General features: G+C 59.9%; 30 protein-coding genes. 14 read left to right on the top strand and 16 right to left on the bottom strand.

Annotated features, from left to right (window positions below):
- The first annotated feature begins 401 nt into the window (after positions 1-401).
- The 3 genes from ACQ4MS_RS20505 (at position 402) to ACQ4MS_RS20515 (ending at position 2015) form a co-directional block, all read left to right on the top strand.
- Entirely contained in the window at positions 402-1022 is a 621-nt protein-coding gene (locus ACQ4MS_RS20505; protein ID WP_431096567.1) for an HAD-IA family hydrolase, read from the top strand.
- 93 nt (positions 1023-1115) lie between these two features.
- Positions 1116-1655 (top strand): hypothetical protein, encoded by a 540-nt coding sequence (locus ACQ4MS_RS20510; protein ID WP_431096569.1) that lies wholly within the window; start codon positions 1116-1118, stop codon positions 1653-1655.
- Positions 1656-1766: 111 nt separating this feature from the next.
- Positions 1767-2015 carry a hypothetical protein gene (locus ACQ4MS_RS20515; protein ID WP_431096571.1) on the top strand — a complete coding sequence of 83 codons (249 nt, stop codon included), beginning with the start codon at positions 1767-1769 and terminating at the stop codon, positions 2013-2015.
- Positions 2016-2126: 111 nt separating this feature from the next.
- Here the strand turns inward: ACQ4MS_RS20515 and ACQ4MS_RS20520 are convergent, their stop codons facing one another.
- The gene (locus tag ACQ4MS_RS20520) at positions 2127-2387 is read right to left on the bottom strand and encodes a UBP-type zinc finger domain-containing protein (RefSeq protein ID WP_431096573.1); all 261 of its coding nucleotides are present in this window, start codon (positions 2385-2387) and stop codon (positions 2127-2129) included.
- 12 nt (positions 2388-2399) lie between these two features.
- The gene (locus ACQ4MS_RS20525) at positions 2400-4118 is read right to left on the bottom strand and encodes an FAD-dependent oxidoreductase (RefSeq protein ID WP_431096575.1); all 1719 of its coding nucleotides are present in this window, start codon (positions 4116-4118) and stop codon (positions 2400-2402) included.
- A 217-nt stretch (positions 4119-4335) separates the two neighbouring features.
- Here ACQ4MS_RS20525 and ACQ4MS_RS20530 point away from each other — a divergent pair, with 217 nt between their 5' ends.
- The 4 genes from ACQ4MS_RS20530 (at position 4336) to ACQ4MS_RS20545 (ending at position 12012) form a co-directional block, all read left to right on the top strand.
- Positions 4336-5133, top strand: a complete 798-nt coding sequence (locus ACQ4MS_RS20530) for an extensin family protein (RefSeq protein WP_431096576.1) — start codon at positions 4336-4338, stop codon at positions 5131-5133.
- Positions 5134-6278: 1145 nt separating this feature from the next.
- A complete protein-coding gene (locus tag ACQ4MS_RS20535) occupies positions 6279-8792 on the top strand; it encodes a LamG-like jellyroll fold domain-containing protein (RefSeq protein WP_431096578.1) in 2514 nt (837 codons plus the stop codon).
- A 35-nt stretch (positions 8793-8827) separates the two neighbouring features.
- Positions 8828-11395: an Ig-like domain repeat protein gene (locus ACQ4MS_RS20540; RefSeq protein WP_431096580.1), complete on the top strand. Its 2568-nt coding sequence runs from the start codon at positions 8828-8830 to the stop codon at positions 11393-11395.
- Positions 11392-12012, top strand: coding sequence for a tetratricopeptide repeat protein (locus tag ACQ4MS_RS20545; RefSeq protein ID WP_431096582.1), 621 nt, complete (start codon positions 11392-11394; stop codon positions 12010-12012). Before ACQ4MS_RS20540 ends, ACQ4MS_RS20545 begins: the two co-directional genes overlap by 4 nt.
- Before the next feature lie 438 nt (positions 12013-12450).
- Here ACQ4MS_RS20545 and ACQ4MS_RS20550 read toward each other — a convergent pair whose 3' ends face one another.
- On the bottom strand, positions 12451-13599 hold the full coding sequence (locus tag ACQ4MS_RS20550; protein ID WP_431096584.1) for a DSD1 family PLP-dependent enzyme: 1149 nt from the start codon (positions 13597-13599) through the stop codon (positions 12451-12453).
- A 34-nt stretch (positions 13600-13633) separates the two neighbouring features.
- Positions 13634-14614, bottom strand: a complete 981-nt coding sequence (locus ACQ4MS_RS20555) for an ornithine cyclodeaminase family protein (protein ID WP_431096585.1) — start codon at positions 14612-14614, stop codon at positions 13634-13636.
- Positions 14615-14801: 187 nt separating this feature from the next.
- Between ACQ4MS_RS20555 and ACQ4MS_RS20560 the strand changes: the two genes are divergently transcribed.
- The 5 genes from ACQ4MS_RS20560 to ACQ4MS_RS20580 all read left to right on the top strand — a co-directional run bounded on the left by ACQ4MS_RS20560 (position 14802) and on the right by ACQ4MS_RS20580 (position 19264).
- Entirely contained in the window at positions 14802-16277 is a 1476-nt protein-coding gene (locus ACQ4MS_RS20560) for an MFS transporter (RefSeq protein WP_431096586.1), read from the top strand.
- Between the two features lie 265 nt (positions 16278-16542).
- A complete protein-coding gene (locus ACQ4MS_RS20565) occupies positions 16543-17826 on the top strand; it encodes a DEAD/DEAH box helicase (RefSeq protein ID WP_431096587.1) in 1284 nt (427 codons plus the stop codon).
- The gene (locus ACQ4MS_RS20570; protein ID WP_431096588.1) at positions 17819-18112 is read left to right on the top strand and encodes a hypothetical protein; all 294 of its coding nucleotides are present in this window, start codon (positions 17819-17821) and stop codon (positions 18110-18112) included. The genes ACQ4MS_RS20565 and ACQ4MS_RS20570 overlap by 8 nt, the downstream gene beginning before the upstream one ends.
- Positions 18113-18408: 296 nt before the next feature.
- Complete coding sequence (locus ACQ4MS_RS20575) at positions 18409-18855, top strand: hypothetical protein (RefSeq protein WP_431096590.1); 447 nt, start codon at positions 18409-18411, stop codon at positions 18853-18855.
- Positions 18856-18862: 7 nt separating this feature from the next.
- Entirely contained in the window at positions 18863-19264 is a 402-nt protein-coding gene (locus ACQ4MS_RS20580; protein WP_431096592.1) for a hypothetical protein, read from the top strand.
- A 229-nt stretch (positions 19265-19493) separates the two neighbouring features.
- Here ACQ4MS_RS20580 and ACQ4MS_RS20585 read toward each other — a convergent pair whose 3' ends face one another.
- The 10 genes from ACQ4MS_RS20585 to ACQ4MS_RS20630 form a co-directional block, all read right to left on the bottom strand.
- The gene (locus ACQ4MS_RS20585; protein ID WP_431096594.1) at positions 19494-19916 is read right to left on the bottom strand and encodes a DUF1801 domain-containing protein; all 423 of its coding nucleotides are present in this window, start codon (positions 19914-19916) and stop codon (positions 19494-19496) included.
- 38 nt (positions 19917-19954) lie between these two features.
- Complete coding sequence (locus ACQ4MS_RS20590; RefSeq protein ID WP_431099636.1) at positions 19955-20413, bottom strand: DUF1801 domain-containing protein; 459 nt, start codon at positions 20411-20413, stop codon at positions 19955-19957.
- Positions 20414-20463: 50 nt separating this feature from the next.
- Positions 20464-20898, bottom strand: a complete 435-nt coding sequence (locus ACQ4MS_RS20595) for an SRPBCC family protein (RefSeq protein WP_431096595.1) — start codon at positions 20896-20898, stop codon at positions 20464-20466.
- The gene (locus ACQ4MS_RS20600) at positions 20895-21230 is read right to left on the bottom strand and encodes an ArsR/SmtB family transcription factor (RefSeq protein WP_431096596.1); all 336 of its coding nucleotides are present in this window, start codon (positions 21228-21230) and stop codon (positions 20895-20897) included. Before ACQ4MS_RS20600 ends, ACQ4MS_RS20595 begins: the two co-directional genes overlap by 4 nt.
- Before the next feature lie 132 nt (positions 21231-21362).
- Positions 21363-21713, bottom strand: coding sequence for a hypothetical protein (locus tag ACQ4MS_RS20605; protein WP_431096598.1), 351 nt, complete (start codon positions 21711-21713; stop codon positions 21363-21365).
- Positions 21714-21732: 19 nt separating this feature from the next.
- The gene (locus tag ACQ4MS_RS20610; protein WP_431096599.1) at positions 21733-22317 is read right to left on the bottom strand and encodes a hypothetical protein; all 585 of its coding nucleotides are present in this window, start codon (positions 22315-22317) and stop codon (positions 21733-21735) included.
- 21 nt (positions 22318-22338) lie between these two features.
- Positions 22339-22734, bottom strand: a complete 396-nt coding sequence (locus tag ACQ4MS_RS20615; RefSeq protein ID WP_431096600.1) for a type II toxin-antitoxin system PemK/MazF family toxin — start codon at positions 22732-22734, stop codon at positions 22339-22341.
- An 11-nt stretch (positions 22735-22745) separates the two neighbouring features.
- Positions 22746-23228: a hypothetical protein gene (locus ACQ4MS_RS20620; RefSeq protein ID WP_431096601.1), complete on the bottom strand. Its 483-nt coding sequence runs from the start codon at positions 23226-23228 to the stop codon at positions 22746-22748.
- 23 nt (positions 23229-23251) lie between these two features.
- A complete protein-coding gene (locus ACQ4MS_RS20625; protein ID WP_431096602.1) occupies positions 23252-23749 on the bottom strand; it encodes a hypothetical protein in 498 nt (165 codons plus the stop codon).
- Positions 23750-23778: 29 nt separating this feature from the next.
- On the bottom strand, positions 23779-24102 hold the full coding sequence (locus tag ACQ4MS_RS20630) for a DUF6172 family protein (protein WP_431096603.1): 324 nt from the start codon (positions 24100-24102) through the stop codon (positions 23779-23781).
- A 198-nt stretch (positions 24103-24300) separates the two neighbouring features.
- Here ACQ4MS_RS20630 and ACQ4MS_RS20635 point away from each other — a divergent pair, with 198 nt between their 5' ends.
- Positions 24301-24837, top strand: coding sequence for a hypothetical protein (locus ACQ4MS_RS20635; protein WP_431096604.1), 537 nt, complete (start codon positions 24301-24303; stop codon positions 24835-24837).
- Here ACQ4MS_RS20635 and ACQ4MS_RS20640 read toward each other — a convergent pair.
- Positions 24830-25378, bottom strand: coding sequence for a helix-turn-helix domain-containing protein (locus ACQ4MS_RS20640; protein ID WP_431096606.1), 549 nt, complete (start codon positions 25376-25378; stop codon positions 24830-24832). The two genes, ACQ4MS_RS20635 and ACQ4MS_RS20640, sit on opposite strands and share 8 nt — an antisense overlap.
- 121 nt (positions 25379-25499) lie before the next feature.
- On the opposite strand from ACQ4MS_RS20640, the gene ACQ4MS_RS20645 reads away from it, so the two are divergent.
- Positions 25500-26021, top strand: coding sequence for a GNAT family N-acetyltransferase (locus ACQ4MS_RS20645; protein WP_431096607.1), 522 nt, complete (start codon positions 25500-25502; stop codon positions 26019-26021).
- A 3-nt stretch (positions 26022-26024) separates the two neighbouring features.
- On the opposite strand, the gene ACQ4MS_RS20650 is transcribed toward ACQ4MS_RS20645, so the two are convergent.
- Positions 26025-26582 carry a DsbA family protein gene (locus tag ACQ4MS_RS20650; protein WP_431096608.1) on the bottom strand — a complete coding sequence of 186 codons (558 nt, stop codon included), beginning with the start codon at positions 26580-26582 and terminating at the stop codon, positions 26025-26027.
- Between the last annotated feature and the right edge of the window lie 30 nt (positions 26583-26612).

The following is a 26612-nucleotide window of genomic DNA, read 5'->3' on the forward strand; positions in this document are numbered from 1 at the left end:
ACGACTTTCTGCCCCAGGGCCCAGGTAGCCGCGGCGCGTAGTTACAAAAAGCCGACAGGTCACCTGGAGCAAAGACCTTACGCGCGGAAACAGGTACCCAAAACCGCCCGCGTCAAAGTCTTCGAAGTGCAGTCAACAACTTTTATTGTCACGAGTTAAGCAAATGATTCCAATGTTGGAAGTTTCGAATGCCTGGCTGTCCCAGTACTCACGGGGATTTAGCTTGCATCTGCGCAACTTCGCTGCAAAAAACCAAACACGGTACTATTACCTCGCATCACACGTGAGCGTTGCCATTCAAGGAACGTTACCAGTCGGCACTTGTGGGAGGTGTTGTAGAACCTTCCGTTGTCAGCCGGCGATTAAAGCTTGGTACGCGCAAGAGTAAAAGTCACCACCCCATGCCCACACACCATATCCAGGCCCTGCTGTTCGATCTCGGCGGCGTGCTGATCGATGTCGATTTCAACCGGGTGCTGGAATACTGGCAACCCATTTCCCGGCTAACCATTGAAGAACTGAAAGCCACCTTCAGCTCCGATCTGCCTTACCAGCAGCATGAGCGCGGCGAAATCACGGCAGCGCAATACTTTGCGCACCTGGCCGTGAACCTGGAGTTGCAGGACGATCTTGCCCACATCACCCAAGGTTGGAACGCCATTTTCGGCGGCGAAATCACCGAGACCCTCAACCTGGTACGGGAAGCGCGTGCCCATCTCCCCTGCTACGTTTTTTCCAACACAAACGCCACGCACCAGGCGGTGTGGACTGCGCTCTACCCCAGCCTGGCGCAGTCGTTCGAGCGAATTTTTGTCTCGTCCGAAATCGGCTACCGCAAGCCCGAACGCCGGGCCTTTGAATACGTCGCCAACGCGATGGGTGTCCCCCTGGACGCCATCCTGTTCTTTGACGACCATCCCGACAACGTCGAAGGCGCCAGGGCCGCCGGGCTGCAGGCGGTTCAGGTGCGGGGGCCTGCGGATGTCAGGGCTGCGCTTCAAAGGATAGGTTGCGTGGCGTAGGACGCCTTAAAGAAAGATGCGCGAAGCACGGTATCCAGGATCGGGCGTAGTCCACGCACCGTCAGAATTCATAACACAAGGGGGCGAATGCCAATGGAAAAATCCGAGGTCAAACGAATGGTGCGGGAGTTACTCGCTGCCGGACAAGGAAAAACGGTGACCTTTGCGCAGCTGTCCGGCCAGGGCTTGAAAGACAAGCAACTCGCGATGGTGATTGCAAGCCACGCGGATCCCGAACTCACCGAAGCTCACAGAGGCAAAGTCCGGGTATTGATCGTGATCATGCTCATCCAGGCGATTCTTGCCTTTTTTGTTGGCTACGGAATCGGCTACAAAATGGGCCCGAACGCTCCCTGGATCGCAAGCGCGTTGATGGCGCTTGTACCGCTGGCCTTTGCCTGGGCTTTTTATGCCAACAAGGCAGGCGCTTACGAAGCCTATGTGTGGCTCTCCATTTTGGGAGTCGCCAGAACGCTGGACGGCTTCGCCGCTACGCCCAGCAGCACCTTGGCCGGGCTGCTGATCAGCGCGACCCTGTGTGGTTTTGTCCTTTATGTCCAATCCAAAGTTTTCCCGGACCTGGGCTTTCTGTCACCGAAAAAAGTGAACGGAAAGTTTGTCTTTTCAAGCTGAAATCTCATTCAGGCTCTGGTTTTTCGTTCACAAAAAAGATCACCAAAACCAGGCTTTCAGGCGGCCCGCTGGGCAATAGACTCAGCGGCCTTGGACCGCTACGATGACTGCATGGCCACAGAACCCGATCCGGCGCCTAACCCAGAGCTTTCCGAAGACAAGGTCAATGAGGCCAGGGATGCCTGGTGCCGGGCCTATGCGCATGTCTGGGCCGACCTGTCCAAGGGAAATTACGACAAGGACGCGGTGCAAAAAGCCGCCGACGAGCACTGGCAGCGCAGCCCGAAATCCAGCCCGGTGATGGTGGCCACGACGGAATTCACCAAGGCCACCAAGGCGGCCCCACCGCCCTCCGTCTAAGAGCCGTTCACAAAGCCCAGCGAAGCGATCCTGGCTAGGCGCGATGCCGCAGACAGTGCACCGGCACGGCAAGGCGACGCAACAACGCCAGGAGGGTTTTGTGAACGGCTCCTAGCCCACTTGCAGTTGGTGGTCATAGCACCACATCCAGCTTTCCCCCGGTTCGAAGGACTGGATCACCGCATGCCCGGTCGCCGCGTGGTGTTTGCTGGCATGCTGGTTCCTTGAATCGTCACAGCAGCCGACGTGGCCGCAATGCACACACAGGCGCAAATGCATCCAGGTGTCACCCATCTTGAGGCACTCTTCGCAGCCTTTTGAATTGGGTGAATGGGTTTCAGCGGGGACGTGGGTGCAAGGTTTGATACGCATACAAAGCTCCAGTCAGGCAGCAACAGCCGCGCGCTCCATCGCCGCCAGGTGCTGGTGGATCATGGACACCACCGCAGCGCCCTCGCCTATCGCGCCGCCCACGCGTTTGACCGAGCCGCTGCGGACATCACCAATCGCGAAGAGTCCCGGAATATTCGTTTCCAGCGGAGCCGGTTTGTAGTCAGAATGCTTGCAAGTAACGGCCTCCCCCGTGCGGACAAAACCATGCGCATCAATGGCCGCGCCGCAACTGGTTAACCAGCTGGTTTCCGGATCGGCACCGACAAACAGGAACACGTTGCGCACATCCGCCGCGTGTTCAGCGCCGCTCTTGCGGTTGCGCCAGGTCACGCCGGCCAGGCCTTCACCATCGTCTCCGTGTAGCTTCACCACTTCGGTGTGCGGCAGCAGCTCGATGTTGGGCGCGGCTTCAATGCGGTCGATGAGGTAGCGCGACATGCTGGCGGCCAGGCTGGGGCCGCGCACCAACATGTTGACCTTGGCCGCATGCTGCGACAAAAACACGGCCGCCTGCCCGGCCGAATTGCCGCCGCCCACCAACACCACGTCGGTCTGGCTGCACATCTTGGCTTCCAGCGCAGAGGCCCAATACCAGACGCCGCGGCCTTCAAACTTCTCAAGACGCGGTACTTCGGGCCGGCGATAGCGCGCGCCGCTGGCCACCACCACGGTCTTGGCGCGCAGCGTGCGGCCGTCCGTCAGCTTGACCTGCAGTTCACCCTTGATGGCCTTGTGCGCGCAGTCCAGCGACTGGGCCTGCGCGGGGATCAGCATTTCCACACTAAACTTTTGCGCCTGCACATACGCGCGGCCAGCCAGCGCCTGGCCCGAGATGCCGGTGGGGAAACCCAGGTAATTTTCAATGCGCGCACTGGCGCCGGCCTGCCCGCCGTAAGCGCGACAGTCGAGCACCAGCACATGCAGGCCTTCCGATGCGGCGTACACCGCCGTGGCCAGGCCGGCGGGCCCAGCGCCCACCACGACCACGTCAAACAGTTCGTCATGCTCCTCGGTGTCGACCATGCCGATGCAGCGCGCCAACTGGTTTTCGTCGGGGTTCACCAGCACCGAACCGTCAGGGCACACCGCCAGCACATCACCGGCGGCCACGCCGTATTGCTCCATCAGCGCGGCGGCGCCTGCATCTTTCGCGATGTCCACCACATGGTTGGGCTCGCCGTTACGGTTCAGGAAACTTTGCAGCCGCACCACACCGGCGGAGTTGGGCTGGCCAATCAGCACCGGGCCGCTGGCGCCGGCTTCGATCAATGCCACGCGCCGCAAGATCAGCGCACGCACCAGCCGTTCCCCCAGGTCGGCTTCGGCAATGATGAGCGCACGCAACTGGCCGGGCGGCACCAGCAGAGCTTCGACATCTTCTTCGGCATGGCCGTCCACCAGCGCGTTCTGGCCCGACAGCTGGCCGACCTCGGCGAGAAACTGGCCCGGTCCCTGGTTGACGATGGGCACCACATGCCCAAGGCCATCGCGCTGGGTGATAGTGACCGAGCCCTTGAGCAGCACAAACATGCCGGGGCCGGGTTCGCCGGCGGCGAACAGCCTTTCCCCTTTTTTGAACTGCAGCACCTTGCCAAAGCGCTGAATACGCGCAATTTCAGCGGCGCTGAGCACCGGAAACATCTGCTGGTGCCGGCTGGTGTCGGCGGATAGCGGGGAATGGGCTGGGGTGCGGATTGCTGGGTCGGCCATTAAGAAACTCCATTTAAGCCTGTTGCCCGTGGTTTGTGCCCACGGGCTTTGGCATCAATCAATCAATCAATCAATCAATCAGACGATGCCATTAAACGATGGATCCGATGTGGAGTCCTCCTGCAGCACTCGGGATTTGGGCGCAAGAGAACAAATCCGGCCGTCTTGCAGTAGCAGCCCTCTAGGCTACGGCCGCATCTCGTGGTCAAAATACGTTATGCATCTTCCGCCTGAACCCAGCCTGCCGCCCGACGAACCACTCGCCCGGCGGCTGCGCTGGGGCCGCTGGTTGTGGCTGGCCCTGTGGAGCAGCCTGATCACCGCGGCCTACGGGATTTACAGCGGCGCTTTGCAGATTCCTTCGCACATCAACCCATGGGCGCCGCTGGAAGTGACGGCGCCGCCCAACATGTTGACCTCTTACAAACTGTCACGCGCCCGCAGCAATCCGGCGCGCTGCCTTGCCGCGCTGGCAAGCACCGGCATGCAGTACGACGAGCTGCCCGACCGGAGCACGGGCGACGGCTGCGGTTTCAGCAATGCGGTGCGGCTGCGCACAGCGCCTGTGCGCATAGGCGCGGCCCTGCCGCTCAGTTGCCCCATGGCGCTGTCGTTCTTCATGTGGGAAAGGAATGCGCTGCAGCCGGCCGCGCATCTGCATTTTGGCCAACGCGTGGCGGGCATTGACCACCTGGGCAGCTACGCCTGCCGCAACATCAACAGCGGCGGCGAAGGCGCGCTGCCCAACGCACCGGCCCGCGCCCGCAGCCGCCATGCCACCGCCAATGCGCTGGATATTTCCGCCTTCACGCTGGCCAGCGGCAAACGCATCACGGTGCTGAAACACTGGCCCGACGAAGACGACACCGCACCGCCGGGCCAGGAGGCACTGCTGCTGCGTGACGCCCACAAAGGCGCCTGCAAGTACTTCAAGGGAGTCTTGGGCCCGGCTTACAACGCCGCGCACCGCGACCACTTCCACCTGGAGACCGGCGGCTACAGCATGTGCAAGTAGCCATCTGGAGGGAATTTCCATTAAAAAGTGCCTTCAGCCCAATAAGAGCGGGCGCAAGCAGCTCTTAATTTGATCAGAGTGCGCAAGGGTTGGCGAACAAGTCAAGATTCGCGAGGCAAGCAGCGAGGAGATGTCATCCGTATATATGACAAGCTGAGTCTGCCTTCAGATTATGGAAGCGAGCAATTGAGACTATCTGACGCATTAAAAATTTGCGGCGTAGGTACTCAATTCTTACCGTGGTCCAGCCTGGGGGGGCACTCCACATTGACTCTGTGCTCCGAATCATGTGCACCAAAACGACAACGTCTCCTCTATTTGTAGGGGCGTTAATTAACTTCAATACAAACGCGCAGGTTAACCCCTTCGGTACACATGCGTAGCCGTTCACACAACGACATCAGTTTCAAATGAAAATCTTTGGATTACTGATGCTGCACGTCGTTGTGGAACTTCGGTAAATTGAATGATCATCCTGATGATCGAATGATGTTTTTTCTGAATACAGAGATTGACAGAGCTCACATGCCCCGTTGACACTTGTTTCCAAATAGCAAAAGAGGGAGTGGGAAGTGGTCAATCAATATCTTCGGCCGGAGCGCCGATGCTTGAGCGCGGCTGATACGAAAAAGCTTTTACGGCATATCGCCAAACGTCTTGCTTATCTTTGCCGCCTAGCTTCGTTTATTCTCTTTGTCCTCCTGTTCTGGGCACCCAAAGCGCACGCCTATCCTGCAACTGAGATAAGCAGCGGCTGCTCGGTCGCGCCGTGTTACGAGTACAACACCAACATCATGGGGACTTGGTTCCCGACCAAAGCTCAGGCTTGTGCTCAAACCGCTGTCTCTGTGTCCCCATTCCCGAGTATGTATACCGTAACCGTTACCGGATATAGCGGTGCCACTTGCAATGTACTCATTGTTCGCCACTCTGACAATTTTTCGTCTGATGCGAGCTACCCATATACGCAGCGCGCGGCAGCTCTCTCCGCTCCTGTTTACTCCTGTCTGGAGGGCGGTACTTTAAGTGGTGCAATCTGCACCTGTGCGCCTCCCCAGGTAGAAAACACTGCTGAGACCGGTTGCGAAGTGCCGTCCCCGCAAGTAATCTCGATCCCTCTGGAGCCCGAACCAAAGATCTGCAAAATGCCCCCGGCCGACGGAGAGCAGACTAGAAGGCCAATTCTTCCAGCGACAGGCGAGAAGATTCTGTCGCAGCCCGACTATGTGGGCCAAGGCGCGGATGCTCTAAGTTTAGTAAGGCACTTCCGAAGCAGCTGGGCCGGTGGAACCCCCAGAGGCCTGCCGGTCGAGCCCGGACTGACCCGCGCCTGGTCACACAACCACGCCGTCTCCATCAAGCAAGAAGGCACGGCAGGCGCAGCCGGCCTCATTGCCCGTGTCATCTTCGGCGACGGCAGCGTACGCGCCTTCGGCTGGGATGTTGGCAGCAGCAGCTGGAGCGCCAGCAACAGCGCCGACAGCCTGACCCCCAACACCGCAGGCCTTCTTTATAAACGCCTGGACGACGACAGCCTGTGGCAATTCGATATCGCAGGCAAGCTGCTCACCGTGACGCAAAGAAACGGCTGGGTCACGACCTACACCTACAGCACCACTCCAGTGGCCGGTTTACTGAGCATGGTCAGCAACCAGTTCGGCCGCACCCTGAGCTTTGCCTACAACACCGCCAACCAGCTGACGAGCGTGACCGCCAGCGATGGCCAGGTCACCAGCTACACCTACGACGGCACCACCGCCACCTCACACCTGACCACCGTCAGCTACCCCGGTCTCTCAGGCGGCACCGTCACCCGCATCTATCACTACGAGAACGCCACATACACCCAGATGGTCACCGGTATCACCGACGAGCGGGGAGTCCGGCTGGCCACCGTCGGCTACGACAGCCAGGGCCGCGCCATAAGCAGCGGCTATGCCGGTGGTGCAGATCTGTACACGGTGAGCTACGGCACCTCTAGTTCAGCCACGGTGACCGACCCGCTGGGCACCCAGCGCACGTACAACTACAGCACCAACAAAGGCAAGCTCGCCGTCACCGGCGCAGACAAGCCCAGCGGCAATGGGGACAGCTCGGCGGCCAGCCGAGTGCAGGACACCAACGGCTTCATCACCCAGGAGACCGACTTCCTGGGCGTGAACACCATGTACACTTGGGACATCAACCGGCGCCTGCCCTTGACGACGACCAAGGCAGCAGGATTGCCCGAAGTGCAGACCACCACCACGCAGTGGCACCCCACCTTCAGACTCCCCGTGCTCGTGACTGAGGCTGGAAGAACCACTGCCTACAGCTACGACACCCAGGGCAACCAGCTGAGCCAGACCGTCACCGACACGGCGACCAGTGTGGCCCGCACCAGCAGCTGGACGTACAACCCGCAAGGCCTGGTGGCCACCCAGAGCACCAACAGCATCGTCCAGCAGGCCTACGCCTATTACAGCAATACCAGCTTCACGGGGACAGCACCAAACGAGACCAATACCGATCCTGAGTTCGACCGGGTCAGCTTGTTGCTCAATGATGCCGGCGCGGTTGGTTCATCCATCGTTGACAGTAGCCCGTCGCCCAAGCCCTTAACGGTTTTGGGCAATGCACAAATCAGCGCGGCCCAGAGCAAGTTCGGTTACACCTCTATTCATTTTGATGGGACCGGCTCCGTGAGCACACCTCCGTCGGTGGACTTTCAATTTGGATCCGGGGAGTTCACCATTGAAACCTGGGTGTACCAGACCAACCGCAACACGGGAACCTATTGGGCATACCAACAGCTTGTAGGGCAGTATCAAGTGGCCACGAACTCAAACGATAGTTTCGTACTGCTCGCGGCTGACGGGTACCCTCGAGCCGCGTTCTGGTCGGGTAACGCAGTGACGGCGGAAATTAACGCGGCAAATCCGTTGCCTTTGAACACCTGGGTTCATTTGGCGACAGTGCGTAGCGGCAACCTGGTGACCCTCTACGTCAATGGCGTAGGCACCGGATCCGTAGCACTGACGACCAGTCTGGACGTTTCCTCCAGGAAATTCACCGTAGGTGCGGACAGTGCCGGCGAGATAGGTTTTAGTGGTTACCTGTCCGACCTGCGAATCACCAAGGGAGTGGCGAGGTACGCTGCCAATTTCACACCGCCTGTACGAGCTTTTTCTGATACGACGCCGATCATTGACCCCAACGCGACGGGTCATAACGCCGGAGACCTGCAGAGCATCACGAATGCAGCAGGCCACGTCACCCAGTTCACGCTGTACGACAAAGCCGGGCGTGTCAAACAGATGGTCGACCCGAAGGGCATTGTGACCGACACCGTCTACACCCCAAGAGGCTGGATCAGCAGCACCAGCATCACCCCACCGGGCGGAGTTGCCCGTACCACGACCTACACCTACGACAACGCCGGCCAGCTGACAGGTGTGAGCCTGCCCGATGGCAGCACCATGAGCTACAGCTACGACGCCGCGCAGCGCTTGACGGGTGTCACAGACGCCAAAGGCAACACTGTGAGCTACACGCTGGACGGCATGGGCAACAAGACCGGCGAGCAGGTCAAGGACCCACAAGGTAACCTGCAAAGAAACATCACCCGGGTGTATGACGCACTCAACCGGGTCCAGCAAGTCACGGGAGCGAGCAATTGAACACCATAACGATCACCAGCCAAACAGCAGGTGGCATGAGCAGTCCTGGCCGAGCCGGTCAACTTCTCACTGCCTGGCTGAGCCGCCTGGCATTGCTAATCCTTATGGTCCCGGCTCTGGCCCTTGCTGCCTCACCCACGACGACAGCGCTTTCAAGCAGCGCCGGCTCAGCATCCCCTGGGCAAAGCATCCTCCTGACAGCCACCGTCACAGGCGCCGCGCCCAGCGGCAACGTCACCTTCAAGGACGGCGCCACCATTCTGGGCACCGGCGCCTTGAGCGCCGGCGTCGCCACATTCAGCACCAGCGCTTTAGCGCTCGGCAGCCACAGCTTAAGCGCCGACTACGCCGGTGACGCCAACAACGACCCCTCCAGTTCCGGCTCCGTCACGGTCGCCATCAATGCCGGTCCCTCGATCTGGCAATACGGCTACGACGCCATGGGCCGGCCGACCACCGTGCTCGACCCGAATGGTCTTGCCAGTTCCACCAGCTACGACAGCCTGGGCCGGCCGATCCAGATCCAGCAGCCCGCCAATATTGGCGCCTCTACCCCTACGACCACCGGCTTTGCCTACAACGCCCGCGACGACCTGACCCAGGTCACCGACCCCCGCAACCTGGCTACCACCTACAACCCCAACGGCCTGAGCGAAGTCACGACCCAGACCAGCCCGGATACCGGCGTGAGCCACTACACCTACGACGCCAACGGCAACGTTCTGACCAAGACCGATGCCCGCGGCAAGCTCACTCAGTACGCCTACGACAACCTCCACCGCCTGACCAGCGTCAGCTACCCCACCGGCACGGCCAGTGTGCTCGAGTACGACGGCGGCGCAACCCCCACACCGGCCGTCGTGGGCGAACTCACCAAGATCACCGATGGCTCCGGCCAGGCCGTGTACAGCTATGACAGCCTGGGCCGCAAGACCGGCAAGACCCAGACCATCGGCAGCAAAACCTTCACCGTCGACTACAGCTGGGGCGATACGGGAAGTGCGCTGGACAAGCTCACCGCCATCACCTACCCCAGCGGCAACCGCGTCAACTACAGCTACGACGCCCAGGGCGCCGTCTCCGCCATCACCGTCAGCCCGGTCAACCCCAGCGGCACCGGCACCGGCGGCAGCGCCTTGCCGCTGCTGTCCGGCATCACCACCAATGCCGAGAGCAAGCTCACCGGCTGGACCTGGGCCAGCACCAAGGCCCAGGCCATCAGCTATGACAGCAACGGCCAGATCAGCGCCTACCACCTAGGCGACCCCACGGGAACGGGTGCTGCCGCCGGCATCCGGCGCATCGTCCTTCGTGACAGCGGCGGGCGCATCACCGGCTACACCCATACCAGCAACGGCGCAGCGCTTCCCAGTCTCGACCAGAGCTTTGCGTATGACAACCTGAACCGCCTGATCAGCGCCACCTCAGGCTCTGCGGCCATCCAGTACAGCTACGACGCCACCGGCAACCGCACCGCGCGGGTGGTGGGCGCCAACACCTACCCCAACATCATCTCGGCCACCAGCAACCGGCTGAACCAGACCCAGGACTCCACCGGCACGGCTGCCGTGGTGCACGATGCCGTCGGCAACATCACCAGCGACGGGGTCAACACCTATAGCTACAGCTACAGCGACCGCGGACGGCTGGCCACGGTAACGAACGCCGGCGGCACGGTGAACTACAGCTACAGCGCCCTGGAGCTGCGCATGAGCAAGAGTGGCCCGGCGGCTTTGATCCCAACCGGTGCGGCTTACTACATCTACGACGAAGAAGGAAAGCTGCTCGGTGAGTACGACGCCAATGGAACGCCGATCCATGAAACCATCTACCTGGGCATGCCGGTTGGGGTGATCAAGCAGACGGGCACGGCCGTGGCCGGGAACATTGCGGTCAGCCTGTACAACGTGTGGACTGACCAGATCGGTGCACCCAGGGTGATCACGCGAAACACAGACGAAGCGATGGTCTGGCGCTGGGACATGGCTGAACCCTTTGGTGCGACGGCGCCGGATCAGAATCCGGCAGGCCTGGGGACCTTCACATATAACCAGCGCCTTCCCGGTCAGGTGTTTGACCAAGAGAGTGGGCTGTTTCAGAACTGGCACCGGGAGTACAACCCCTGGCTGGGGCGCTATATGCAGTCTGATCCCATTGGGCTCGACGGGGGGATAAATACCTTTGCGTATGTGGAGGCGAATCCGCTTCAAGCAGTTGATCCAAAAGGATTGCAAGAGGGATTAGATTTAACAGATGCAAGCTTTGTACCGGCCGGAGAATTCAGTGGATACAACGTTCCCGTTAATCAAATATCCGAGATACTGAGGCAGTCAGTCGTGGAAAGCACAAAAATGCTTGTAATGGCACCTGTGGGATCGGCGGCTGGCGCCGGGCTACAAAAAGCAGCTGTAGCTGCTTGTAGTATTACAGGCAGAGAGTATGGATTGGCCGCAATAGCCGCATTGAACTTCTATACAAAAATGCCGAACACAGTCCCTAAAGCCTTGGTTAAACCACCTCCCACTTGGAATGCGCAAGCTGCATTAAAAGAGGTGGCCAAAGCCAGTAAAGAGGCCGCTAAAGCGACTGGGGTTGCAAAGTGAATGATGAATCGAAAAACTCCGTTACAGCATTGCTGCAAGTTGCAGAGGAAAGTATCGAACGAGGCGATGCAAGGTCGTTATCGTTCGCAATACGTCGGGCTAGCGACATTTCCTCGGAAATCCCATTAGGAATAGCTCTTGGTACAGCACTTCAACATGTAGAAAATGTCCCGCCTTCAATCGCTTCCGGAGTGTCAAAATTACTGAAGAATGAAGCGATCGAGCGGTGTGATCCGCTTGCTTACTATGCTCTCGCACGACTCAGTGCTCTTGGCCTGCTGGGGGTGGAAAAAAACGAAGAGCGTGCATTCGAATATCTCAAAAAGTCGGCAGATTTGGGCTCTGCCGAAGCAAACCTATATTTGGGAATTTATGCTTGCTCGGGAATTGGCTGCGCGCCCGATGTTACCGTTGCAAGGAAGGCATTCGAACAGGCTGCAGACGCTGGATATGTATTTGCGCAAAAGCAAGTATTGCTGATGCGAACTGATCTGAGCTGGTTGGAGAGGTGGCGAAAAATTATTGCATTGTCAATCGTTACCATCAAGATGACTTTGGAGAACTCAAAAGACAGAAGGCTATATTTCCTAAGTCCTAAGGCAGAGCTTTGGGAGTGAGATAGGTCTTTGATACAGCGTTTGTGTTGAGTTGCATTGAAGTCTGACCCAATTTTTTCATCAATTCCCGACCCACATTTCCTCCGCTTTCAAGACTAGCAGGGCGGGTTTATGTGGCTCAAGTTGGATGGGAGTTGCCGCTCTAACTGGGTCAAACTCCGATGGACTGTGGATTTCCGTGCCTGTTTGATCCGTTTTTCCATCGAGCGTTGATCCACTGGTGGCGCCCTTGTTGAGTTCCACGTCGATGTGACCCGCTTTTTCCATAACAGCTTGACCCCATCAAAACCCTGAAATGTGGATATCCGGCCTTGCGCAAGGGCATCATCAATGGCTTCGCGTTCAATGTAAAAACGGATCAAACAAGCGCGAAAATCCACTTGGGTCGAGATGCGATCGAAAATCCGGGTCAAGCTTCAGCGGAATTCAACACGCGCATCACCAGCCGTGCAAGCGGCTCCAGCTTTCCAGCGCCCCATCTTCCGCCAGTGCGTGGTACGCCGGATACTGCGCGCCGGTGGCGCAGGCGTGGTTGGGCAGAATGCGCAGCTGCATGCCGATGGGAAAGCGTGCGGCAATGCCGGTGTCTGGTGTGCCTTCGCGCGACAGGATGCCGTGCTCCTGGTTGGCGCCGCTGAGGACATACCCCGGCAATACCGTGCCGTCGGTGCTGCAGACCTGGCCATAGCCAAAGTCATGCGCCTGCTTCTGCGTGCCGCGGTCGCGGCTCATGGCCATCCAGCCGGCGTCCACAATCGCCCAGCCTTTTTCAGGCTGGTGGCCGATCACGGTGGTCAGCACGCTGAGCGCAATGTCATCTGCGGCGCACACGCCGATGTTGTGCATCACCAGGTCAAAAAACACATACACCCCGGCGCGCACTTCCGTAACGCCCTTGAGCTGCGCGGCAGACAGCGCCGTCGGTGTGGAGCCCACGCTGACCACCGCACACGGAAAGCCCGCGGCGCGCACGCGTTCGGCAGCTTCCACACAGGCGGCGCGCTCCTGCTCGGCCATCGCCACCAGCGCTTCGGGGGTGTTGAGGTCGTAGCTGGAGCCGGCATGTGTCATCACGCCGCCCAAGAGCATGCCGCCTTCGTACAGTGTGCGGGCGACATCCAGCAAGGCGGTCTCACCGGGCTTGATGCCGGAGCGGTGGCCGTCGCTGTCGATTTCTATCCAGACTTCAAACTTTTCACCGTGCTCTCGGCCGAATGCGGCAATGGCAGCGGCAGACGCTACGCTGTCGGTGATGATTTTCAGATCACAGCCCTGGCGCCGCAGGGCCAGCGCCTGCGGCAGCTTGGTGGCGACCATGCCGACGGCGTAAAGGATGTCGGTAAAGCCGTCAGCATAAAACTGCGCGGCTTCCTTGAGCGTGGACACGGTAATGCCCGTCGCGCCTGCGGCCACCTGCGCACGCGCGACGGGTGTGCACTTGCTGGTTTTGACATGCGGGCGAAACCGCACGCCCAGCGCATCCATGCGCTGCTGCATGCGCGCGATGTTGCGCTGCATGCGCGGCAGGTCTATCAAAGCAGCGGGTGTGTCGAGTGCGGACAGAGGGTTGGGCTGGGTGGCGGTCACGGGAATCTCCAGAACGGTAAGGGCATCAAACAATTCACCAGGGCCAGGCAATGCTTTGGCCCTTGCCGGCAAGGCGCGCGCGCTGCTCCAGCATACGGGCGACCGTGAGGTCTTGCAGGGCGATGCCGGTCATGTCAAACAAGGTGATGTCACCGGCGCCGCGCGCAAAGGCCGCCTTGCCCGACAGCACATCGCCGATTTCAGTGCAGGCGGTATCAGGCGCCCATTGCAGCTCACCGATGCCGCGCGACTGGGCGGCATCGTCCACAAACATGCGCGCTTTGGCCAGCAAGCCTTCGGGCAACTCGCGTTTGCCTTGGGTGTCGCTGCCCACCGCATTGATGTGGGCGCCGGGCTGGATGGCAGCCAGCTCGAACAGCGGGCCCTTGCCGGTGGTGGCCGTGATCACCACATCGCTTTGGGCCACGGCGGCATTCACGTCTGCCGCATGCGAGATGGCGCACTGGCCGGCAAACAAGGCTTCAAACGCGGGCTTGGGCTGGCCGTCAGCCGTGGCGTAAAACACCTGGCGCAGCCCGGGCAGCTGGCGAATGGCAAAGCGCAACTGCGCCTGCGCCTGCACACCGGTGCCGAAAACGCACACCGTACGGCTTTCGGGCCGCGCCAGTTGCAGGCCCAGGCCACCGGCGGCGCCGGTGCGTTCGGTGGTGACGGCGTTGCCGTCGATCAGGCAGGTCGGCCGGCCGGTGGCAGGGTCTATCAACATGATGGTGGCCTGGTGAGCGTCGCCACCTCGCGCGGGATTGCCGGGCCAGAAACCCGCCGCCTTGAAGCCCAGCAGCGACTGCGCGCCCACGTCACCCGACTTGATGCCGAACACGCCACCCGTAGCCAGCCTTTCACGAACCAGGGAGAACACGCGGCCCTCCCTCTGGCTGTGCAGCACAAAGGCTTCGCGCACGGCCTCCAGTACATCGGCCGGCAAAAGCATGGATTCGACCTGGTGTTTGTCGAGCAACAAAAGGTGTGCGTCAAGGCGTGCGTCAGACGGCATGGGCATTTCCGGCATGGTTGATTTTGGAGGCCGGAAGCTGGCAGGATGGGGCCTTGAAGGATGCGCAGCCATATTCCGTACGGTGTGATTTTTTCATCTGGAAATATTATCCATAATTAGACTAATTGTCAAATACCGGACCAACATCAGTCACCGCCCCATCCAGACCTCAACATCAGGAGCCCTCATGCCCGGCAACCCACACGCCCCTTGTGACGAAGGCATCATCCGCGCCCAAAGCGGGAAGGCTGGCAGCAGCGCCGTACCGCACGCCCGCTTCGCGCTCGCAGCCACGGTGCTCGGCTCGTCCATGGCGTTTATCGACGGCTCGGTCGTCAACATCGCCCTGCCCGCCATCCAGCGCGACCTGACGGGCGGCTCAGCCGACGGGCTGGCGGCCATGCAGTGGGTCATCAACGCTTACCTGCTAGCGCTGGGCTCACTGGTGCTGGTGGGCGGCTCGCTGGGCGACCGCTTTGGCCGCCGCACCATTTTTATCCTCGGCATTGCGATCTTCACGGCCGCCTCCGTCGCCTGCGGCTTTGCGCCCGGCCCGCTAGCATTGATCGCCGCACGCGCAGTGCAAGGTGTGGGCGCTGCGCTGCTGGTACCTGCCAGCCTGGCCATCATCGGCAATGTGTTTGAGGGCGAGGCGCGCGGCAAGGCGATTGGCACCTGGGCGGCGTGGGCGGCCATCACCGGCGCGGCCGGGCCTGTGCTGGGCGGCTGGCTGGTTGATGCGGTGTCGTGGCGGTCTATCTTCTTTTTGAACGTGCCCATGGCGGTGGCTACCGTGTGGCTGGCGCTCTATGCAGTACCTGATAGCCGCGACCCCGAGGCGCCGCAGCGACTCGACTGGCCAGGCGTGCTGCTGGTAGCAAGCGGCCTGGGTGCCCTCACCTACGGCCTCACGCTGGCGCCCGAGCGCGGCTGGCAAGCCGGCAGCGTGTTGGGCTTTATCGCGCTGGGCGCGGCGCTGCTGGTGGCGTTTGTGCTTGTGCAGGCGCGCACACGTGCGCCCATGATGCCGCTGGGCCTCTTCAAGTCGCGCGACTTTGTGGGCACCAACCTGCTCACGCTGCTGCTGTACTTTGCGCTGAGCGGTGCGCTGTTCTTTCTGCCCTTTGTATTGATAGGCGCCTTTAAATATTCCGCTACCGCCGCGGGCGCCACGCTGCTGCCGCTGTCGCTGCTGCTGGGCTCCCTGTCGTCCAGCACCGCCAAACTCACCGAGCGCTTTGGCGCGCGGCACATGCTGATGGCCGGGCCGGCCGTGGCGGCCGCCGGCTTTGCATTGCTGGCGCTGCCCGGCGTGGGCTGGTCGTACTGGGTGGGCTTCTTCCCCGCCATGGTAGTGCTGGGACTGGGCATGACGATTGCCGTCGCACCACTCACAACCACTGTCATGAACGCCGTGCCGACAGCTCACGCCGGCATTGCCTCGGGCATCAACAACGCCGTGGCGCGCGTGGCCGGCCTGCTCGCCGTGGCGGTGCTGGGCGTGGTGTTTGCCATCAGCCTGCAGGGACCGGTGCAGGGGGCGGCGCCTGAGGTGCTGGTCAACGCGTTCCGCTGGGTGGTGCTGGGTTGTGTGCTGTGTTCGCTGGGGGCGTCGGCTTGTGCACTGCTGTTTCTGGCGCCCCAGGCACGGCCGGCCAAATGAGCTTGGGCCTGGCTCGCCCGAAATTCTTAAGCAAAAAAGGCCTGCAGCGCCCGAAAGACGAGCGTAAGCAGCTCCTTTTTTGATAGCACGGGCGAGGCGGGCATTCTGCTGAAAGGCGGCCGTGAAAGGCCCTGAAGCGTGGAGTCTGCCCCGCCGCAAGCCCGAGGCTTAAACTTGCGGCTTCAGGCGGCCACGCAAAGCCTGCCCCATATAGGTCACGGCACGCTCCCCGGCCCTCTCCCACACCCTCCTCCACATTTACCCCATGCCATTTTCCTCACTGGGCTTTTCGCCCGCGCTGCTGCCCGCACTCATGCGCGCTATGGAGGAACAGGGCTACCTCGCCCCCACCGCCATCCAGTCCGCCGCGATCCCCGCCATTCTGGAAGGGCGCGACGTGCTGGGCTCGGCGCAGACGGGCTCGGGCAAGACGGCGGCGTTTTCGCTGCCGCTGCTGCAGCAACTGGTCAACGCGCCCGCGCCCGCCGGACGCCAGCATCGCCCCGTGCGCGCGCTCATTCTGGTGCCCACGCGTGAGCTGGCCGCGCAAGTCGGTGAAGCGATTGTTGGGTTTGCCAAATATCTGCCACAGCACATGAAAGTCGCAGTCGTGTTCGGCGGCGTCTCCATCAACCCGCAGATGATGAATCTGCGCGGCGGCGCAGACATCGTCGTCGCCACGCCCGGCCGCCTGCTCGACCTGATCGATCACAACGCCTTGACGCTGACCAACACCGGCACACTGGTACTCGACGAAGCCGACCGCCTGCTAGACCTGGGCTTTGGCGAAGAGCTCAACCGCATCCTGGCCCTGCTGCCCACCAAACGCCAAACGCTGTTTTTCTCAGCCACCTTCCCACCCGCAATTGAAGCGCTGGCCTCCAGCCTGCTGCGCAACCCGATACGTGTAGAAGTCGCCCAGGTAGAGCAAACCGCACCCGACATCACCCAACGCGCCATCGAAGTCGACGCCCCCCGCCGCACCCAGCTGCTACGCCACCTGGTGCAAACCGAAAAGTGGGAACGCGTGCTCGTCTTCGTCGCCACCAAACACGCCGCCGAAATCGTCGCCGACAAACTGCGCAAAGTAGACATCGAAGCCGAACCCTTCCACGGCGAACTCAGCCAGGGCAAACGCACCCAGGTACTGCAAGACTTCAAGATCAAGGCCGTGCAAGTCGTCGTAGCCACCGACGTCGCCGCACGCGGCATCGACATCGCCCAAATGCCCGTAGTCGTGAACTACGACCTGCCCCGCTCAGCCACTGACTACACCCACCGCATAGGGCGCACTGGGCGGGCTGGTGACTCGGGCCTGGCGGTGAGTTTTGTGAGTGCGGCCACTGAAGCGCATTTCAGGCTTATCGAGAAGCGCCAGGGCATCAAGGTGGCGCGTGAGCAGGTGGCGGGGTTTGAGCCTGTGGAGGTATTGCCACCGAACCCGGCGGATCCGGCGGGCACCGGTGGCATCAAGGGCAAGCGGCCCAGCAAGAAAGACAAGTTGCGGGCTGCGCAAGGACAGACAGTTGAGAGAGCACGCGATGACTAAATTAATTCTAGTTTTCTGTGTGGTGCTGGTCGGCGCTGTCATCGCCTCATTAATGGGTCGCAAGAACAAGCCTCAGAAAATCAGCATGGGAAAAAGCGGCGCCGTCGGGATTGCTTTTCTTGTGACGATAGGTACCACTGTTGCCAGTGGGCTCGCCATCGCCGGCTGCGTTTCTCTCCGCATATGCACCTCAGGCGGTGATACCGACCTTTCCTACGTCTTCTATCCTTTCCTCGCCGCTCCCATCCATTGGGTTGTTGCGGAGATCTTCGCAGCGAAAAAGTGATAGTCGGGCGATTCATGAGATTGACCGGCTATTTGCCAGTCGCTTGCCGATCTACGACTTATACGTCGCCGTTGGAGTGCCTTTTGGGTCGAAGCCTGCTCTCCTTGTTGTCGTCCTTTCGACGTGGAAAAGATCTCAATCAGTTCCATCTGATTCGCCGTGGGTCTAAAGAATGGTTGCAACGTGCTTTTTTCTGGATATCCCCACGAACAGACCCACCATTACCTTCCACTGCAACAAATTGAACCTCAAGTAGGATGACGGCTTTCGGCCACAAGCGGAATATTTGAGAAATCATGACTCCCACAAATATTGACCCTGAAGTTGCAGTTGTCATTGAGCGTCTTTCAAAAGCTGTTGCCGACGAAGTAACTCTTGAGCAACTAAAAAAGCTGCTCTACCGAGTTGGCACGCGGCTAGTCGTTGGCAAAGACAATGAGGCTCTTTTCGGGATGCAGGCATCCATGCGAGAGGATTTTCCGGAGTATCAATTCTTTGTTATGGGGAAATTGGTCGAAATCCGGCGACTAGGTTTTGAAAACAAGTATTCGCTAGTGGATTTTCCGGTTGAGATTGAGGCGCAGCGTCAGTCCGTGCAAGAGAGATTTTCGAGACTCTTCTTGACTACCGATGAAGGTCTCGGCTGGTTTGCCTCCACCCCATGGGAGCAGTTATCAGAAGTCCAACAAGCCATGTGCAGGCCAAAATTTGTTGAAGACAACCTCCGTTCCCACCTGATGTGAGTTGCAGATGCCGTACATTCTTGACGCCATATCTGAGGCAGATAAGCAGCGAGTGTTTGACGAGTCTGATTCGCACAAGCAAGGCTGGCTGCGAGGGAGAGCTTTTTTTGAGGTTGCAAACCGTACTTGGGCGGTTGATAGGGCTAGCGGAAACTATCTCGTTTGGGTTCCAACTTACTTGCCACGGGGATTTGATAGAAACTACTTCTTCAGGTTCGAGGGTCAGACATATGCGCTACGAGTAAAGAACGGATTCGGGCCGCAAGTGGCGATCGACGACCCCGTGGCTGAAGTGGATCGGGAGCGCATTGAGGCGGAAATCGCCTTAGCTTTCTCCGTCCACACGCTGCGTGGTTCTGAGTTCACGCCGCAGTTCGGCGAAACTTGGCCGGCTCGCTCACTGGACTGAGAGACGATGCATGCGTGTTCGGCGGCGGCGATCGACCATGGCTACCGTGTCGGTCACCACTGGCGCTTTGCGGCGGCTGTGCGCTGAGCGCACTCCTGTCGCTATCGCCGGCTAGCTCACGTTAACCTAGTCGGCAGCTTCAGGCTATGTCTTCGTCTTGGCCGAACGAAAAAGCATATTCAAGCTGCAATGAAAAACTGCCCTTCCCGCTCCGGATTCGGCATCGAACTCACGCCTTATTCAAAGCCGCAGCCGCCCGCACCAGCGCCTTCAACGCCTTCTCATCAATCTCGTCCCCTTCATGAAAATCAATCGCGCGCCGAGTGTTGCCTTCCAGGCTGGAGTTAAAAAGGCCTGACGGGTCATCTACTTTGGCGCCTTTGGCAAAAGTCATCTTGACTGCCGTCTTATAGGTCTCCCCGGTGCAGATGATGCCGTTGTACGACCAGACCGGAACGCCTCGCCACTTCAGCTCTTCAACCACATCGGGGACGGCCTGCTTGACGATGACGCGGACTTTGGCGAGGGTTTCGCCGCGCCAGTCGTTCAGGTCTGCGATTTTTTCGTCGATGGCCTGGGAGGCAGAAACGCCGCCTTCTGCTGAGGCGGTCTTGGCTTTAATCACGGTTTTCGTCGCGGCTGTTTTGGTCATGGTGTTGTCCTTTCTTTGTGTTGTTCGCGTTGCTGCAGTCACATCCGCTCAAGCGGCAATTTGCTGGCTTGCTTCACCCAGGCGGCGAACTGCGCCTCGTCGAACTGCCCGTCTTCAGGGATATGGAGGTAGCGAGTGTCCTGGCTCTTGGATTCAACGGGCGGCACGGGCTTGAGTGACAGACCGCGAAAGAACGCCACCTTGATGTACTTCGCAAAGCAATGGAAGCTGAGAAACCAGCCCTCACCCTTTGCACCATAAAACGGCGAATTCCATTTGACGGCCTTGTGCACGCCGGGCACGGTTTGCACGATGAGTGCATCGAGGCGGCGCCCGACATCGCGCTTCCAGCCCGGCATGGCGGCGATGTAGGCTTGCACGGGCGCGTCGCCCTCGCCTTTCGGGATCTGCGGGTTGCCGCCTGACAGGAGTGCCGGTTTGGCGGTCTTTGCTGTCGTCTTTGCCGTCGCCGGCTTTGCGGGCGTCTTTTTGACCATCGCGTTCATTCCAGTACCTCGCTTTGAAAGGCGCCGTCAAACGGCAACCGTCAATCTGCCCGCACCAGGACTTTCTCCAGGTTGGCAAAGAACTGCTGCCAGCCGTGTTTGGCGCCCTGGTAAGCCTGCTCCTGGTCTGGCCTGAAGCCCGACTGCTCCATGCGCAGATGCGTGCCCGAGCCTGCGGGGGTGAGCGTCCAGGTGACGATGCTCTCCAGGCCATAGGCGGCCCAGGTGTAAGACAGCGTGGTGTTCGGCTCGACCACCAGCACCTGGCATTCAACAGAGCCCCAATCTGCGCTCAGCTTGAAGCGGTGGTCTACCGAGGGCTTGAAGTCGTTCTTCATCAGCCACTCTTCGATCAGGTGCGGCTGCGTAAGCGCACGCCAGATTTTTTCGGGCGGGTAAGGGATTTGGCGCTCGACCACGACGGAGCGCGTTTCGGTTGTGGTGGTGGCTGCGGAAGTGGCAGTCGTGGAAGTCATTGGTCCATCCTTTTCAAGAGTGATTCAAGATCGTCGATGCGGTCGTTCCAGAAGGCGCCGTAAAAGCTCACCCAGTCGCGCAGGGCTGAGAGCGCCAGCGGCTTGGCGCTGTAATGCGTCTCGCGGCCCTCGGGCCTGTCGATGACGAGCATCGCCTGCTTCAGAACACGCAAATGCTTGGAGACGGCCGGCTGCGACACGCCGGCGTGGTCGGTCAAGGCCCGCACGGTCTGCGCACCGTCGCGCGCCAGGCGTTCAAAGATGGCCCGGCGTGTTGGGTCGGCCAAGGCCTTGAAGACCTCGTTTGAAACCTGGTTTGCGGCTGTTTGCATGCCGCGAATCATAACTACACGGTTATTGATTCGTCAACCCCTGCCAAATTCGCTATTAAATCAATAGCGAACTTTCCAAATATCCATTGGGTTAGAGGCCAATTTTCGCCCTCATCCGCGGCGTTCAGGAAATCAGAGGGCACGCTTGATTTGCTGCACCGTGCTCACAACCGCCGGCGTGGCCAGCAGCAGGCAAAGCGCCAGCGGACCCGCAAGTCCGGCCAGCAGGCAGGCGCGCGTCCTCGGGCCGACGAGCAAGCCGATCCCACTGGTAAAAGCCGCCAGGACGAGCGTAGCCAGTGAAAGAAGCCATATGGACACCAGCGCATCGCTTCGGGGTGAATGAATGAAGTTCTTCCCGTCCATCCTGATCGGCGTGTCAGGGATGAAATTCCTCGCGTACCACTCACCCGCGCCCCAACCTGCACCCGCCAGCAACAGCAGCGCGAACCCGGCAATGACCCACCATGAACACTGTTTCATACAAGTACCAGCACCGGATTCAACCAGCGACGCGGGCGCAGCTTGGGGTCAGTTGTGGAGATGGCTTGTTCGCCCCGCGATTGAGATCAAACGAAACACTGCCATACTGCCCCGTCCCAAAAATGACTTCTTTGCTGATGAAGGCCTGGCTGCCGCTGGTGCACTTCGCTGTTCTGTCGCCGGGGTTGGCCTTCACGCAGTAGTCAAACTTCTCCACCATCTCACGTGTGGCAGGGGTAAGTTGGCCAAGCACCGGTTCAAATGACGCGGGGTACGCGCCGTGTGCCGCCCGGTAGGCCACAACGGCCGTCATGGCCTCTTCGTAGCTCTCACCAAAGCGCTTGCTGAGGCGAGCCGCAGCATCACAAGAGCGCTCCTGCCCCGCGGGGGGCGAATAGAACACGCCATCGCACAGGTAGGAGTAGCTTCGGTAGGACGCGGCAAACTCTTTGCGGCGCTCCAGATCGGCTGCCTGTGTGTAGAGCTGTGCCTGGCAGATCCGGTCTGCGGCTTCGCGCTCCTTCTTCTCTGCTTCGCTCATGGCGAAGGCGACAGCAGCGGTGCCAGTCAATAACAGCAAGGGAAGCCAGATTTTGGTTTTCATGAGAAGCGCCTGGATGGACGGCTAGCGATGGTGAAACGATGCCTGCAAAAAACGCATCCCCGCCAATATCTGCTGAACCCGTTCTGCCGACAGCGTACCGATGTGCTCACCCAGACGCGTCTTGTAGACCGAAGACACCTGCGACACCACCACCACGCTCCGCTTGTCCAGATTGCCCTCACCGGGCTCCAGCAGGACATTGCCCGGCTCCGTGGCGCGGTTCAGGTTGGAAGTGAGCGCGCAAACAATGACGGTGCTGATACGGGAGCGGTTGAACACGTCGTCTTGCACGACGACGTGGGGATGCGGGGAGCCTGGGACTGAGCCGCGTGAGGGGTCGGCTTCAATCCAAAATATATCGCCCTGTTTGATGGTGTCGGGGAACGGGCTTTGTGGGGCTTCGGGGTCTCTGTCCATATGCCGGTTGCTCATCCCGGAGCGTTGGCGTTCATGGACAGCGCCTCAAGAAAGTCGCGTTTGCCCACGTCACCCCACCACGGGACAGAAACTACGCCACCGAGTTCACAGAGTTGGCGCAGCAATGCAAGCAAGGACTGGATTTCCTGTGTCCCCCAGTCGGAGCCCATCCGGTAATCGAAAGCAAGGGTGTCCGTAAACACGAAGACACCCAGATTCGGGATTTTCTGGTCGGACCCGGCGATACCGCCTAGTACGACATGAAACGCCTCAGCCGCTCCAGATACAACAAGAGCTGCACTTTCCGGACCGGAAAACGGCACATCGGCTTGAGACTCTGTAAGCCAAAGATGCCCACCATCAGCCGTGACGTTCTGCGCACCACGATCATGGAGATGCTGAAAAGCCAAAAGCATCTGCGAGGAATTGCTGAATGTCACTTCTATTTCGGGAAGTGATCCGTCATCGGTTTCGAAGTACCTCGACAGGTTCATACAACGCCTAAGCTGAAATCAAATTACCGACCCACCGCACCGCCACGGGCTCCGGCCGGCGTATCGAGGTTCGATTGGTTGCTGGTTTTCACCCGCACAAAGTATTCACGAAGATGAAGACTCTGCGAGTTGTCTTCACCGCCTGCGTACACCCACAGCATGTCCGGGCCTATGAAGTTATAGAGAACGATGGCGTCCCTGCCGGTCACTGGCGCAACGGTTTTGATGGCAACTGAATCGGAAGCAACGGCCAGGACACGATACGGATGGGTTTCGCGAAAACCTGTGAATGGCCTCTTTCGGCCCTCCTGCGTTTTCGTCTCCAGATCCGGCAGATCAGAAGTAAGGGTATCTGTCGTAAAGGTCAGGGTCATATGACCCATCAGCTGCGAAAGAAACAGGGCCGTCTTGCTGTCCAGCTTTGCGCGCTCGTTGTTGAAGCGCATGCTGAGTTCGGAATCAGACTTCCACTGACCAACAAGATTCGGATCCGCATTTGCTGCCGTGGCCAATGCTGCCATCAGCAGGAGCGCAAAAAATCTGCGCACGCTTATTCGACGTCAGAGAAATCGTCATCACCCTCGTTGCGCGCCCGCGGCACCTTGACGCCACCCTTGGACAGCACTTCCACATAAAACTGCTCGCCGCCGTCTTTGACGATTTCGTCAATCGACTTGATGAGGCCGGCCTCGGGCACCGCGGCCGCCGAGTCCTGGCTGTAGCCTGACTTGCAGTCGAAGTCCCAGAAGTCCACGCCTTTGGGCAGCGGCTTGGCGCGTTCACGCTTGAAGTATTTGCGGATGTCGTGCTTGGCGGCTTCGAGCAGGCGCTCGCGGTTCTTGCCTTCGATCTTGAGCTGGTAGGTTTTTTTCATGAGTACTTTGGTGTCAGTAAGCAGCGCGCGATGGCTACGGGATGCTACCGATTATCGGGCCGCGGCCGCATGGGCCCGCAAAACGGTAGGCAAAAGCAGCGTCACCGGCAACAATCGGCGCGGCATGGCGTTTGCTTGGCATGAATGTCAGCTTGTTCAACCCCGCGTCCTCACTTCGCAAGGCACAAGGAGATTCCAATGATGTATGGTTTGACCTACCTCGGTGTACTTCACACCGCTATCAGCCTGGTAGCCGTTGCGGCTGCCGTGATCGCCTTCTTTCGTGACAAACAGATCATTGCTGCGTCCACACTGGGCAAGGTCTATATCTGGACCACGGTGATCACGTGCCTGACCGGCTTTGGCATTTTTCAGCACGGCGGCTTTGGCAAGCCGCATGCGCTGGGCATCATCACGCTGCTGGTGCTGGGCATTGCCTGGGTGGCGGGCAATACCAAGGTGCTGGGCCGTGTTTCTGCTTATGTCGAAACGCTGAGCTACTCGATCACCTTTGTGTTCCACATGGTTCCGGCGATCACCGAGACCTCAACGCGCCTGCCGCTGGGCGCGCCGCTGCTGCCCAACGCCGACGCGCCTGAACTGAAGGCCGCCACGGGCGTGCTTTTGCTGATCTATATCGTGGGTGCGGTGTTTCAGGTGCGGCGCATACGTGCGCAAAATGCAGCGAGGGCGGCGCAGGCGGTGAGCCTGCCCGGCTCCGCTGCGGCTAGCTAACCACCAATAAATACCTGCAGGCGCTGCGCCCCAAGGTCTTGAAGACCAGCGGGCGGTCAACGCCGAAATCGAGGCAGTCGCCGGGCTCCAGTTCGAACACCTCGTCGCCGTATTCAATGCGCAAGCCGCCTTCGACCAGCCAGAGGTGCTGGCGGTAAGGCTGCCCGCTCCATTTTGGGTAGGTAATGCGGGTGGAGCGTGGCAGTTCGACCTCGACCATCTCGACACCGCCCTCGGGTTTTCGTTCGGCCACCTGGCGCCTCAAGTAGCCCGCCTCAGGGTCGCGCCAGATGGCCTGTGCGGCCTTCTTGCGCAGCCGCTGGCTGGGCGCCGTGTCGTCAACCAGAAGCTCAGCGAGCGATACACCCAGCCCGGCCGCGAGCCGCCCCAGGATCATGGCGGTCGGGCTGCTTTGGGCGCGCTCTACCTTGGAGATCATGGCTTTGCTGACGCCCGACAGTTCTGCGAGTTCGGCCAGGCTCAGGTCTTGCGCCTGGCGCAGGGCGAGCAAGCGGGACGCGATCAGGGCGTCAATCGACATGGGTTCCTCCCGGGGAATTCATATGTCTATCATAGGGGATAAATAATCTCTTATAGTAGACAATAAATCCCCTCAAATTTCCCTTCAATCCCACTCCGCCATCGCCTTCCAAGGATTCCCCATGCATCCCGTCGCCTGCACCGAAGAACGCCATTCAAGTCAGATCCTCGCCATCTTCAACGAGGCCATTGCCAACTCCACCGCGCTGTATGACTACAAACCGCGTACGCCCGAAAGCATGGTGACCTGGTTTGCCACCAAACGTGCCAATGGGTTTCCGGTGATCGGGATCGAGGATGACAGTGGCAAGCTGCTGGGCTTTGCGAGCTATGGCACCTTTCGCGCGTTCCCGGCGTACAAGTACACGGTCGAGCATTCGGTTTATGTAGAGAAAGACAGCCGCGGATTTGGCTTGGGCCGCAAGCTGCTGGAGGCCATCGTTGCCAAGGCCGAGGAGCAAGGCATGCACCTGCTGGTGGGCGCAATCGACCTGGACAACAGCGTGAGCATTGCATTGCACAAGCGCCTGGGCTTTGAGCACTGCGGCACCATCAAACAGGCGGCCTTCAAGTTCGGCCGCTGGCTGGACCTGGCGTTTTTGCAGAAGACGTTGGCTACGCCCCTGCAGCCGGTGGACGGCTAAGCGTCAGGCCGGACCTGGGGTCGGCAGCGCTTTATCAATGGCCTCATGCAAATGCTGCAGGCCAAACGACACATCACAAAACACGCCGTTGACGTAAAACGCCGGCGTTGAGCGTACGCCCAGGTGGCGGCCGCTTTGCACGTGCTCCTGCACACGCTGCAGGTAGACGTGGTCGCTCATTTCGTTCTGGTAGCGGGCCATGTCCAGGCCAACCTGCGCGGCGTAGTCCAGCAGGTGCTTGTCCTTGAGGTGGTGCTGATTCGTGAACAGCAGCTCGTACATGGGCCAGAACTTGTGTTGCGCACCGGCGGCTTCGGCCGCTTCGGCGGCCAGCTCGGCATGCGGGTGCACTTCACGCAGCGGAAAGTGGCGAAAGACAAAACGCAGCTGGCGGCCGAAGTGCGGCAGCATCACTTTCAGGGCGCCGTAGGCCTGAAAGCAGGACGGGCATTCGAAGTCGCCGTATTCCACGACGGTGACCGGAGCCGACGCCGGGCCATGGATATGGTCGATGGCGTCGTCGGGTTCAAGAAACGGGTCGGGTTGGGACGGGGCGGCCATGAAGAATCACCTTTCAGCTGTGCGTTCGGA

It is taken from the genome of Polaromonas aquatica (assembly GCF_050626995.1).
Lineage (GTDB): Bacteria > Pseudomonadota > Gammaproteobacteria > Burkholderiales > Burkholderiaceae_C > Polaromonas > Polaromonas aquatica_A.

Bases quoted from the DNA above. Each gene is read 5' to 3' on its own strand.
- ACQ4MS_RS20505 (WP_431096567.1), top strand. From the start codon at position 402: ATGCCCACACACCATATCCAGGCCCTGCTGTTCGATCTCGGCGGCGTG.
- ACQ4MS_RS20510 (WP_431096569.1), top strand. From the start codon at position 1,116: ATGGAAAAATCCGAGGTCAAACGAATGGTGCGGGAGTTACTCGCTGCC.
- ACQ4MS_RS20515 (WP_431096571.1), top strand. From the start codon at position 1,767: ATGGCCACAGAACCCGATCCGGCGCCTAACCCAGAGCTTTCCGAAGAC.
- ACQ4MS_RS20520 (WP_431096573.1), bottom strand. From the start codon at position 2,387: ATGCGTATCAAACCTTGCACCCACGTCCCCGCTGAAACCCATTCACCC.
- ACQ4MS_RS20525 (WP_431096575.1), bottom strand. From the start codon at position 4,118: ATGGCCGACCCAGCAATCCGCACCCCAGCCCATTCCCCGCTATCCGCC.
- ACQ4MS_RS20530 (WP_431096576.1), top strand. From the start codon at position 4,336: ATGCATCTTCCGCCTGAACCCAGCCTGCCGCCCGACGAACCACTCGCC.
- ACQ4MS_RS20535 (WP_431096578.1), top strand. From the start codon at position 6,279: ATGCCCCCGGCCGACGGAGAGCAGACTAGAAGGCCAATTCTTCCAGCG.
- ACQ4MS_RS20540 (WP_431096580.1), top strand. From the start codon at position 8,828: ATGAGCAGTCCTGGCCGAGCCGGTCAACTTCTCACTGCCTGGCTGAGC.
- ACQ4MS_RS20555 (WP_431096585.1), bottom strand. From the start codon at position 14,614: ATGCCGTCTGACGCACGCCTTGACGCACACCTTTTGTTGCTCGACAAA.
- ACQ4MS_RS20560 (WP_431096586.1), top strand. From the start codon at position 14,802: ATGCCCGGCAACCCACACGCCCCTTGTGACGAAGGCATCATCCGCGCC.
- ACQ4MS_RS20565 (WP_431096587.1), top strand. From the start codon at position 16,543: ATGCCATTTTCCTCACTGGGCTTTTCGCCCGCGCTGCTGCCCGCACTC.
- ACQ4MS_RS20570 (WP_431096588.1), top strand. From the start codon at position 17,819: ATGACTAAATTAATTCTAGTTTTCTGTGTGGTGCTGGTCGGCGCTGTC.
- ACQ4MS_RS20575 (WP_431096590.1), top strand. From the start codon at position 18,409: ATGACTCCCACAAATATTGACCCTGAAGTTGCAGTTGTCATTGAGCGT.
- ACQ4MS_RS20580 (WP_431096592.1), top strand. From the start codon at position 18,863: ATGCCGTACATTCTTGACGCCATATCTGAGGCAGATAAGCAGCGAGTG.
- ACQ4MS_RS20585 (WP_431096594.1), bottom strand. From the start codon at position 19,916: ATGACCAAAACAGCCGCGACGAAAACCGTGATTAAAGCCAAGACCGCC.
- ACQ4MS_RS20590 (WP_431099636.1), bottom strand. From the start codon at position 20,413: ATGGTCAAAAAGACGCCCGCAAAGCCGGCGACGGCAAAGACGACAGCA.
- ACQ4MS_RS20595 (WP_431096595.1), bottom strand. From the start codon at position 20,898: ATGACTTCCACGACTGCCACTTCCGCAGCCACCACCACAACCGAAACG.
- ACQ4MS_RS20600 (WP_431096596.1), bottom strand. From the start codon at position 21,230: ATGCAAACAGCCGCAAACCAGGTTTCAAACGAGGTCTTCAAGGCCTTG.
- ACQ4MS_RS20605 (WP_431096598.1), bottom strand. From the start codon at position 21,713: ATGAAACAGTGTTCATGGTGGGTCATTGCCGGGTTCGCGCTGCTGTTG.
- ACQ4MS_RS20610 (WP_431096599.1), bottom strand. From the start codon at position 22,317: ATGAAAACCAAAATCTGGCTTCCCTTGCTGTTATTGACTGGCACCGCT.
- ACQ4MS_RS20615 (WP_431096600.1), bottom strand. From the start codon at position 22,734: ATGGACAGAGACCCCGAAGCCCCACAAAGCCCGTTCCCCGACACCATC.
- ACQ4MS_RS20620 (WP_431096601.1), bottom strand. From the start codon at position 23,228: ATGAACCTGTCGAGGTACTTCGAAACCGATGACGGATCACTTCCCGAA.
- ACQ4MS_RS20625 (WP_431096602.1), bottom strand. From the start codon at position 23,749: ATGGCAGCATTGGCCACGGCAGCAAATGCGGATCCGAATCTTGTTGGT.
- ACQ4MS_RS20630 (WP_431096603.1), bottom strand. From the start codon at position 24,102: ATGAAAAAAACCTACCAGCTCAAGATCGAAGGCAAGAACCGCGAGCGC.
- ACQ4MS_RS20635 (WP_431096604.1), top strand. From the start codon at position 24,301: ATGATGTATGGTTTGACCTACCTCGGTGTACTTCACACCGCTATCAGC.
- ACQ4MS_RS20640 (WP_431096606.1), bottom strand. From the start codon at position 25,378: ATGTCGATTGACGCCCTGATCGCGTCCCGCTTGCTCGCCCTGCGCCAG.
- ACQ4MS_RS20645 (WP_431096607.1), top strand. From the start codon at position 25,500: ATGCATCCCGTCGCCTGCACCGAAGAACGCCATTCAAGTCAGATCCTC.
- ACQ4MS_RS20650 (WP_431096608.1), bottom strand. From the start codon at position 26,582: ATGGCCGCCCCGTCCCAACCCGACCCGTTTCTTGAACCCGACGACGCC.